This is a genomic window from Alphaproteobacteria bacterium (assembly GCA_018667735.1).
Classification (GTDB): domain Bacteria; phylum Pseudomonadota; class Alphaproteobacteria; order Rickettsiales; family JABIRX01; genus JABIRX01.
Genome location: JABIRX010000010.1, coordinates 19,167 through 27,874 on the forward strand (window position 1 = coordinate 19,167; position 8,708 = coordinate 27,874).

General features: G+C 31.3%; 8 protein-coding genes. 1 reads left to right on the top strand and 7 read right to left on the bottom strand.

The annotated features are described in order from the left end of the window. Positions 1-64: 64 nt before the first annotated feature. The 7 genes from HOH73_01090 to fabG form a co-directional block, all read right to left on the bottom strand. Complete coding sequence (locus HOH73_01090; GenBank protein MBT5827462.1) at positions 65-2,977, bottom strand: hypothetical protein; 2,913 nt, start codon at positions 2,975-2,977, stop codon at positions 65-67. Next, positions 2,964-3,458: an RNA polymerase-binding protein DksA gene (gene dksA / locus HOH73_01095; GenBank protein MBT5827463.1), complete on the bottom strand. Its 495-nt coding sequence runs from the start codon at positions 3,456-3,458 to the stop codon at positions 2,964-2,966. Before dksA ends, HOH73_01090 begins: the two co-directional genes overlap by 14 nt. A 64-nt stretch (positions 3,459-3,522) precedes the next feature. Beyond that, complete coding sequence (locus HOH73_01100; GenBank protein ID MBT5827464.1) at positions 3,523-4,257, bottom strand: 1-acyl-sn-glycerol-3-phosphate acyltransferase; 735 nt, start codon at positions 4,255-4,257, stop codon at positions 3,523-3,525. Then, positions 4,244-5,254, bottom strand: coding sequence for an endolytic transglycosylase MltG (gene mltG, locus HOH73_01105; protein ID MBT5827465.1), 1,011 nt, complete (start codon positions 5,252-5,254; stop codon positions 4,244-4,246). Before mltG ends, HOH73_01100 begins: the two co-directional genes overlap by 14 nt. Then, the gene (fabF, locus tag HOH73_01110; protein MBT5827466.1) at positions 5,226-6,479 is read right to left on the bottom strand and encodes a beta-ketoacyl-ACP synthase II; all 1,254 of its coding nucleotides are present in this window, start codon (positions 6,477-6,479) and stop codon (positions 5,226-5,228) included. The genes mltG and fabF overlap by 29 nt, the downstream gene beginning before the upstream one ends. 8 nt (positions 6,480-6,487) lie before the next feature. Then, positions 6,488-6,721, bottom strand: a complete 234-nt coding sequence (locus HOH73_01115; GenBank protein ID MBT5827467.1) for an acyl carrier protein — start codon at positions 6,719-6,721, stop codon at positions 6,488-6,490. 72 nt (positions 6,722-6,793) lie between these two features. Further along, complete coding sequence (gene fabG, locus HOH73_01120; GenBank protein ID MBT5827468.1) at positions 6,794-7,525, bottom strand: 3-oxoacyl-[acyl-carrier-protein] reductase; 732 nt, start codon at positions 7,523-7,525, stop codon at positions 6,794-6,796. A gap of 114 nt (positions 7,526-7,639) precedes the next feature. On the opposite strand from fabG, the gene HOH73_01125 reads away from it, so the two are divergent. Next, the gene (locus HOH73_01125) at positions 7,640-8,230 is read left to right on the top strand and encodes an outer membrane lipoprotein carrier protein LolA (protein MBT5827469.1); all 591 of its coding nucleotides are present in this window, start codon (positions 7,640-7,642) and stop codon (positions 8,228-8,230) included. The last annotated feature ends 478 nt before the right edge of the window (positions 8,231-8,708 follow it).

Consider the following 8,708-nt stretch of genomic DNA (forward strand, 5'->3'; position numbering starts at 1 on the left):
TTAAAATAATAAGATATATTTTGCTTTATTTAGAAGTTATTAACTGCAAAATATACTAATGTTATTAATTACAACTCCCTGAATGTTTAACAATATCTCTCCATGTTCCATTGTCACCATTACAGTAACCTCTACACCATCTTTTTCTTTTTTTATCATTACCGCAATTACTTCTATCATATTTTAAATTACTAGAGTATGCACCATTGGAGTAATAAGAGTCTTCCTGTAATGAGTAGCATTTTCCTTTGCAATTATTAGTATATGACCATTTCCCTGCATCACTGCAGCTAGCTGTTATATTTCCTGTTAGAAGGCTATTAACACTACTGCATTGCACCGTGATACTAGATCCTGGTGAAGTAAGAGATAAGTGTTTCGATAATGTTATGACGTGACTATCATATTGTGCAGTATTAGCACAATTCTTGCTAGGTCCAGCATCCATAGAGGTTAATTTATATATGCGATATGTACCCATGTTTTTAGATCCAGCTGCACATGTATTTAAGGTGCATGAACCTTCAATCTGCCAGTTACCTCCTATCTGACATTTAGCTCTTATTGAACCAGAATATCTAGTATCACATTCTGCTTCAATGTAGTTGTTTTCACCTAAATATTGTGATTGTGCTAATGAATATCCTGTACCACTAAATGCAGGACATAATGAAGTTACAATACAATCACCAATGTTAGTTTCTAAGCCCCAATTATTAATACTATAGTCAAATTGGCTATATTTTAGACAATATGTTGTGCCATTATTCTCACCAATAATTTTGATTTTATTATGATAGCCTATTTCCGAAATATTTTCAGTATTTCCAGAGCCAGGACTTGGCGCAGCTAAACCCTCTATGAGTAAAATATCATGCAAAGTTCCATCAGCTATATAGTTATCATCCGGATCGTTAAATGGCTTAGGGTCATTATAATTTATAAATATATTAGTGACAATATTCTCTGGATCACTATTAGTTACTTCATAACGAAAACTATTAATTCTTTTAGGCGTGGGTACACATAAATTACTAGAAAATGCCAGATCATATTCAGAGCTATAATAATTATTAACTATAGTAGAATTAACATTAAATGGGATGGTCCTAGATAGAATGCCACTTTCATTTTCGCTTGGTTTGGGAAATAAATTATGTATACAAATAAAAGAATCGTAATTATCACTAATTAGATAATGATTACTACAACTATTATTATAAGTAATGCCCGCTATACTATATTCTGGGTAGTAATATTGACAGTAATTTACATTACTTGCAGTAATAGGCAGATATTTCTCTTGAAAAATAGTTAAGGCTAAAGGATAAAAGATAGGTGTGTCGGAGATGTCTTTAAGAACTGGAGCTTCATCATCTGGAGTTGCCAAAAGATTATTTTCTATTTCTTCCTTATCAGCAATATTTAATATAGCACTTGATGAATTTGAGCCATCTGAAATAATAACGGCAATTTTAGGCTCCGCATATGTAGAACCTATACCCCGCCCAGTTATGGTTATAGCATTTTCTTGATTAAATTCTGGCAACGCAACACAGTCTTGATGATTGGAATATGGTAATAATAAATATGCTTTAGCAGCGTCTATATCACCTTCTTCTCCTGTGGTAAGATAAGATTCTATATTTTTACTTGCTGTTCGTTGATTTAAATCAGATACATAACAAGATGAATTAGTACTATCATATAAACAAGAATATAAGCAAATCTGTGGTTCATTAAACTCATGCTCAATATTCATGAAAAATTGATAATTATAAACTGTATGAGACTTGCTATATATTTTTTTACTCTCATTAATTTGTAGATTGGAGATAATATCTTGACCTGATATTGTGATATTTATAATAGGCGTTAAAAAATTAGATGTAGGATCTAAAGACCAAGAAAATTGAGGTGGTGTAGGGTAAGATGGATAAGTGGTGCCAGAAACTGTAACTGACTCATTAGAGTAAATTCTTTTGGGACCTCTTGGTGGAAGATATATGCCCTTACTAGGGTCTTTAACATCTACTAATAACCCTTTGAAATATTTATTGTTATAACAATCAACTCCTTTGTCAGAACCATCAGTTAACTCGTATGTTAATTCATCACAATTATTTATGCAGCCACAAAAATCCATAGGGCGCCAGCGATAACCATCTATAATAGTATTTGTATCAATATTACTGAAATTATCATCTCCAAAAATGAAATAATTTTCGTCACTATTACTAGAACTTACATTATACATAATTTGCGCGTTATCATGCTTATCTCCTTGCGTGAAATAAACTCTAATTATGTCTCTGCTTGAACCGCCTTGCTGGATCGTTTCAATCCTGGGTTGAATTCCATAGTAATTATTTGGCTTTAATGCTTTAGGGGTGCCATTACTATAATTAGTAATGAAAAATTCACCTGTAGCATCAGGTAAGGAATTACTTTTTATTTCAGAAAAAGAAATGTTTCGATGAGTTTGACTAAGATTAAAGCCATCATCTTTATCATCCATGATTAGACATCCGGGAGCACCATACAAGTATGTGCCAAGTGAAAAATCCCAGCAACTAAAATCTGCCTTTTTATTTTTTCCACAAGAATCTGGATAACCAAATTCTTCATATGATAATTTAGTAGTTATGTCGCTACTTATCACAGTTCCATTATCTACAGGCTTTAACAAATTCATGATATTTTTTGGATATGTGCAATATTCAGACGAGGGGTCTATCAAACCCACACTACAAGAAAAACATCCACCATCAGGGCAGTAACATGAACCCTCATCATTCATTATTGCATCAAAAGGATAGCAACTAGACTTAATAAAATAAGTTTCGTCACAACGGTATGCAACATCACAATCCCCTACATTTAAGCCATCACAAAGATTTGCCATAGTTAAGTGAATATTCGTAAAAATACAAAATAATAAAACAAAGACTTTAGAGATTATGTTACTCTGCGTCATTTTCATGCATGAGCTTTTCTTTTCTTTCTCTTGCTTCTTGCGCTATAACAGTAAGGTTTGCTACCGGTCTTGCCTCTAATCTTTTTAGACCTATTTCTTCACCAGTTTCTTCACAATAGCCAAAAGTTTTATTTTCAATTTTATATAAAGCTCCATCTATTTTAGAAATTAACTTTAAATATCGCTCTCTAGTTCTTAGCTCTATGTTGGTATCACTTTCAGCAGTAGCTCTATCTGCGTCATCCGGTTCACGCATATGCTTGCTTTTTAGTGATTCTAAAGTTTGGTTAGATTCATTAATAAGGTGATTCCGCCAATTATTTAATTTTACACTAAAATATTTAAGCTGTTCATCACACATATATTCTTCATCTTCAGAAGGTAAATAATTACTATCTATATGGGTTCTATCCAGAAAAGACTTGTTTTCTTCATTTGCTGGTAATTTGTTTTTAATTAATTCGTTATTTGCTTTTGACATATTAATGGATAATAGGTTTATAATTTTATTTTAATCTAAATTTAACTTTTGCTCAAGAGTTTAATTATTTTTTTAAGTTTATATATTTGGATTCTATAGTTTCTTCTAATTCTTGCATATAAATATTTTTATTTAGCGTGTGGTCCACAGCTTTAGCTATTTTTACCGTAATTTCTCCAGGATATTTGAAAAAACTACCCTTGCTCCAAAATTGTCCCGAATTTAATATTACAGGATAAGAGTTAACCTTGCTATTCCTTGCAATAGCATATATTCCACTTTTATAAGGCTTTTGTTCAAAAGGCTTAGTTCTAGTACCTTGGGGGAATATGATAATAGGCCTTGCTAAATTGTTAATAACATTATCTGATTTTTGGGTTATTTCTTTTACAGATTTTTTACCTTTACTTCTATTAATGTGAATCATACCCATAAAAAGAAGATGTAGTCCAAATAATGGAATAAATAATAATTCTCGTTTCAGAATATAAACAGGGTTATTTAATATTGCGAGAAAAAAGGCAGTATCCCAGGTTGATTCATGTTTAGATGCTATAATAAATTTATTATGTTTTGGTAACTTACTAATTCCTTGAATATTATATGTTATATTGCAGATATAATTTGCTAAAAACAAAGTTGACTTTCCCCATAATAATCCAACTATTCTAGCTAAATTCTTTGACCATACTGCGAAAAACAAACCTAAAAAAGCAATAAATAAAGTAGTAATAAAGAAGCAAAGATTAAATATTATTGATCTAATAAAAATTTCTATGGTGATGTTATTTTTTCTCATTTTTTCTCATTTTTTCTATTTTTCTTAATTTTCGTACATTTTTATTATGCTCTACTAATGTTTGGGAAAATTGATGTCTACCAAAACCATCTGAAACGAAATATAGATCTAAAGTATCTTTAGGTCTAGATGTTGCAATTATCGCCTCTAAACCAGGATTTGCAATAGGTGAGGGGGGTAAACCAAAAATATGATAGGTGTTATAATTTGATGTTTTTCTTAAATCTTTTTTATATATCGGTCTATCTAATTTATATTTACCCAAAGTTACAGCGTATAAGACGGTTGGATCAGATTGTAATTTCATTTTCTGTTTTAGCCTATTTATAAAGACCCCAGCAACATGATCTCTCTCTGTCCTAAGAGCAGTTTCTTTTTCAACTATTGAGGCTAAGATTAGCAATTCTTTTTTATTTTTTAGTGGAGTTGAAGGCTCTCTATTTAACCAGATCTTTTCTAGCTCAGTTGCCATCCTATTTTGCATTAAAGTTATTTGGTCCTGCCTAGAATCTCCTTTTTTATAAAAATATGTGTCCGGTAGTAAAGACCCTTCAGCTGGAATATTTTCTATATCACCATTTAAATATTCTATTTGTTGCAATAAATCTACTATTTGATAAGAGGTAAAACCTTCAATTATAGTATATTTTCTTAAATATGTTTCGCCTTTTATGAATTTTTCAATGAGTTCTATATATTTAGTATTTTGTTTTACTTCATATTCACCAGCCTTAAAATAAAAGTTGGGCTTTAATTTGTTAATTATCTTAAAAATAAAAAAGTGAATTTGATGTTGCTTTATTATTTTGTTTTTTTCTAAATTAGAAAATATTTGATTGTAATTTGCCCCTTTTTTAATCTCAAATACTACATTTTTATCTAACTGAATGTTTTTATGTAAAGTATGGTGTATGTTTAGATAACAAAATACCGTTATTACAAGAAAAACAGCTAAAATTATCTTGTTATTAAAGCTTCTTGAAAATAATGGAAGCATTAGTACCACCAAAACCAAATGAGTTTGATAAAGTAATATTAGTTTCTTTTTCTTCTGGTAATTTCGCAGTTAAATTAATACCCAAATTATCTATAGAGTTGTTTAGGTTTAAGGTTGCTGGTCTTAGATTATGTTTCATAGCATATAATGAATATATAGCTTCAACACTTCCAGCTGCACCAAGTAAATGACCAATAGAAGATTTAGTCGATGACATGGATAAGTTCTTTGATCGATCTTGGAATAATCTTGCAACCACAGATAATTCAGCTTTGTCCCCAACTGGAGTTGAAGTACCATGCGCATTGATGTAATCAATTTGATCTGTATTTAGTTTAGCATCATTCAATGCTTTTGACATTGCTTTAAATGCCCCTATACCTTCGCTGTGTGGAGCGGTTATATGATATGCATCTCCCGATAAACCATAACCAACAACTTCTGCATATATATTTGCACCTCTTTTTTTTGCTCTTTCATATTCTTCTAGGACCAAAATACCAGCTCCTTCACCCATAACAAAACCATCTCTACCCTCATCCCAAGGTCTTGATGCAGTTTCGGGTGTATCATTGTAACTAGTAGATAATGCTCTAGCAGCGGAAAAGCCAGCAAAACCAATTCTGCATATTGCAGCTTCAGTTCCGCCTGAGACCATAATATCGGCATCTCCATATTTTATCATTCTAAAAGCATCTCCAATAGCATGAGTGCCTGTAGCACATGCAGTTACAACAGAGTGATTTGGCCCAGTAAAGCCATGCTTTATAGATATGTGACCAGAAGCTAAATTGATTAAGCTACTTGGTATGAAAAAAGGACTAATTCTCCTAGCTCCTCTTTCACTTAACTTTATAGAACTATCTTGTATAGCTCCTAAGCCGCCGATACCAGCTCCTACAATAACACCTGTATTTTCTTTAACGTCATCCGAATCGCCAAGATTGGCATCTTTAATTGCTTCTTCGGCTGCGGCTATGGCGTAAATTATAAAGTCTGATACTTTTCTTTGCTCTTTTTTGTCAAGAAAATTATCTGGATTAAACTCGTGCGATGCGTCGCCGCGCGGAACGAAGCCGGCAATTTTAGAAGGTAGATCGCTAGTATCAAATTGGGTGATTTTACTTATTCCAGATTTACCTGATATTAGTTGTTTCCAATTATAATCGGTACCAACCCCTAGAGGCGATACCAAACCTGTACCAGTGACTACTACTCTTCTCATTTTATTAATTAAGCTTGTGCTTCAATATGCTCAACAGCGTCTTTTACTGTGATAATTTTTTCTGCAATTTCGTCAGGAATTTCACAATTGAATTCTTCTTCGAAAGCCATTACTAACTCAACTTGATCTAAGCTATCAGCTCCCAAATCATCTACTATGCTTGAAGTTTCTGTTATCTTTCCTTCTTCAACACTTAGTTTTTCTGCAACTACTTTTTTTACTCTAGCTAATGTATCGCTCATATTATAATACCTTATAAATTATTTATTCTGCATATTAATTAAACTATTTAATTTTAAATTTAAAGAAAAAATTTAATTAGCTAAATATAATCCGCCATTTATGTGAATATTTTGTCCCGTAATATAACCAGCTTCATCACTTGCTAAAAATAAAGCCGCTGATGCAATATCATTAGGGTTACCCATTTTACCAGATGGTATGTTCTTAGTGATTTGGTCGATTTGTGCTTCAGTTAGTTTATCAGTCATATCAGTTTGAATAAAACCTGGTGAAATACAATTAACAGTTACCCCCCTTGCTGCAATCTCTAGAGCAATTGATTTTGTTAAGCCTACCAAGCCTGCTTTTGAAGCACAGTAATTTGCTTGGCCAGGATTTCCAGAAGAGCCTACCACGGATGATAGGTTTATTATCCTTCCTGAGCGTTTTTTTATCATGCCCCTAATAGTGCCTTTGATTAACTTAAATGAAGCAGTTAAATTAACATCTATAACTTGCTGCCAATCTTCACTTTTCATTCTAAGTAGTAAATTATCTTTAGTTACACCTGCATTGTTAACTAAAATATCTAGGTCAGTGCAGTAATTAGAGATTAAATGCTCTATTTCAGCCTCATTACTCAAATTTGCTACTACATAAGAGCAATTAGAGCCTATTGAGGTACTAACTTCTTTTAGTTTCTCTTCATTAGTCCCAGTGATTATAACTTCTGCCCCAGAATCTGCAAAAAATTTTGCTATATTAGCACCTATGCCTCTAGAGCCACCAGTGATGAGTGCTTTTTTATTTGTAAGTTTAAACATGATTATTACCTATTTTACCTGTTTTTTAAATTAATAAGATTAATATGCAAAAAATCAAGCTGCTTTTAAGTTTACATTAATATATTTTTAGATTAATTAGTTATTTATTTACATATGCTTAAATATATTATTTTTACATTTTTATTTTTATCAAACGTCTGTTTAGCAGAAACTCTAAGTAATAACGAGCTTAGTAAAATTGAGAAATATTTAAATAATATCCACACAGCAGAAGCAGAGTTTATTCAGTTGAATCATGATGGTACTTTGAGCGAAGGTATCTTTTATCTTAAGAAGCCAGGTAAATTCCGCTGGCAATATAATGATCAGCCAATAATAGTTATCGCTAATGGTAAGTCATTAATTTACTATGATACAGAGCTAGAGCAATCAAATTACATACCTATAGAAAACTCTATAGCAGCATTAATAACTAGAAAAAAAATTAAATTTAACAGTGATTTAGAAGTGATTAAATCTATGAAAACTGAAGGCGCTATGTTAATTACAGCAAAAAAATCTAAGCAAAAAGATATAGGAGAATTTACCTTTGTTTTCAGTATTGAACCATTTGAGCTGAAAAAGATTGAGTTAACAGATGCTAATAAACAAAAAGTTTCGGTAAATTTTATTAACTTCCTAGTTAATCCTAGCAAAAAAATATCTGATGATCTTTTTGCGGTTAAAGATTCAAGGTTTAAATAATTTTTTGATTTTAGAGCGTAAGAATATTTTATCTCATTGTTATTGCGAAATATTTTAACCAAGAAAGCTTGAGCTAAAAGATGCTCATAAACAAAAAGCTTAATAAAGCAGTTTACCTACAAAGTTTATTTCAAGTAAAAATATAGCCAATGATGTTGGGTTTTATGATAAAGCTATCGGCTGTTTAGTTGCAATAACATAAAGAAATTTTATTTTTTTCTATTGGTTGAAGTGAGTTATGTAAAGTTTAATCAGCACATAGCAATAAATAAAAAACTATGTAAAAACTAATGATTTACTAGATATAAACATGAAAAGTAAGTTTTGCGAGTGTGTTTCTACCATTACCCATGTTTTTGAAAGATTTTAACCTTTATTGCTAATTTAATTCTTATTTGCATACTTCAATCTCTTAAAATGCTAGAAAGCTAGAGCTGAGCTTTATTTCAGAATTGCAAGAAAAAAATTTTAAAAAAAA